This window comes from Streptomyces sp. SID5910 (assembly GCF_009862125.1).
Lineage (GTDB): Bacteria > Actinomycetota > Actinomycetes > Streptomycetales > Streptomycetaceae > Streptomyces.
The window spans coordinates 1-1,707 of the sequence record NZ_WWHX01000796.1 but is presented as its reverse complement, the minus strand read 5'-3'; the positions used below and the strand labels follow the sequence as shown (position 1 = coordinate 1,707).

Here is a 1,707-nt window from a genome sequence, read left to right as displayed (position 1 = left end):
GGCGGCGGCGCTGGCGGCCGTCGGGTTCGCGGTGAGCGCGACGGGGTCGCTGCGGGAGCGGGGCGCCGAGTTCGCGGTGCTGCGCGCCCTGGGCGCCCCGCGCCGCCGGCTGGCCCGCGCGGTCGCCGCGGAGCAGGGCGTCCTGGTGGTGCTGGCGCTGGTCGTGGGCGCGGCGCTGGGTGCCGTGCTGGCCCGCGCGGTGATTCCGCTGATCGTGCTGACGCCGGAGGCCGCCCACCCGGTGCCGGCCGTCCTCGTCGACCTGCCCGTGGGCCGCGTCGCCGTCCTCCTGACCGCGGTGGCGGCGACCCCGCTGCTGGTCACCGCGATCCTCGCCCTGCGCCGGGCGGACCCGGTGTCGGCCCTCAGGGAACAGGGAGGCGAGACCCGATGACGACGCACCGCACGACGAGGGCGGGCGGGTTGCCCGCGGGGGCACGGGGGGCCGTGACGGGCGGGTTCGTGGCCCGAGAGCCCGTGACGGCTGGGCTCGTGGCCCGAGGACCCGTGACGGCCGGGCTCGTGGCCCAAGGACCCAGTACCGCCGGGTTTCTGACCCCGCGAGCTGTGGCGGGCCGGTTCCTGAACCGACGACCCATGACGGCGTGGCCTGCGAAGCAAGAGCCCATGACGGACGGGGCCGTGACCCTACGGCCCGTGACGCTCCGGCCCGTGGGGCAGGAACCCGTGACGGCCGGGCTCGTGGCGCAGAGGCCCGTGACGACCGGGTCCGTGGCCCGGCGGCCCGTGACGACCAGGTTCATGGCCCAGCGGCCCGTGACGACCGGAGCCGTCGGGCAAGGCTCCCTCGGGCCAGGACCCGTCGGACAGGCGCCCGTCGGACAAGGAGGTGGGCCGACGTGACCCCCGTCGCCGCCCCGTGGGTGCGGACCCGGCTGCGTACCGCCCCCGGCGCCGCGTGCGCCCTGGCGCTGCTCGTCGCGCTCACCGCGTGTCTGGCCGCCGCCTTCCCGCGGGCCCTGGACCGGTACGCCGACGCCAGCCTGCACCACGACCTCCGCCAGGCCCGTCCCGACCGGACCGGCGTGGTCCTGACGACCGCGCAGCCCGACTTCGTCCCCGACCTGGAGCAGTGGCAGCGGGACATGCGCCCCGACGCACTGCGCGAGCGCTACGACAGCGCGCTCCGCATCGTCGCCGGCCGGCTCCCCGTGGACCGCGCGCAGTCGGCGTACGGAGCCCGCACCACCGAGAGCATCGTGGTCCCGGACCCCTGGCTGCCACGGCCCAGCGGGGTGCCACCGCAGATGTACCTCGCCGCCCAGCAGGGCCTCGGCGACCACGCCCGCCTGCGCGCCGGCCGGCTGCCGCGCACGTCCGGCACCCCGGTCACCGTCGCCGACGGGCAGGTGGAGGCCGTCGTCACCACGGAGACGGCCGAGGCCCTGCACATCGAGGTGGGCGCGGTCGTGCACGTGCCCCGCGTGGCGAGCGACCCGCTCACCGTCCGCATCACCGGCATCCTCGCCCCGCGCGACCCGGACGGCGCCTACTGGGGCACCCAGCCCGCGCTGCGCACCCCGACGCTGGCGAAGGTGCCGGGGCCGCCCGGCGCGGACACCGACCGGTACTGGGTCGGCGCCCTGCTGCTCGCCCCCGACGCGGGGCCCGCCCTGCTGGGCACGGCCGGTTCTCCCGTGCGCTACTGGCAGTTCGCGCCGGACACCGGTGCGCTGCCCGCCCACG

Annotated in this window: 1 protein-coding gene and 1 pseudogene; both read left to right on the top strand. The window is 77.9% G+C overall.

Annotated features, from left to right (window positions below):
* A partial coding sequence (locus GTW67_RS28025; protein ID WP_161167556.1) for an FtsX-like permease family protein occupies window positions 1–394 on the top strand: 394 nt, incomplete at its 5' end.
* A 466-nt stretch (window positions 395–860) separates the two neighbouring features.
* Window positions 861–1,707 (top strand): annotated as a pseudogene (locus GTW67_RS28020) (ABC transporter permease); the annotation flags it as partial.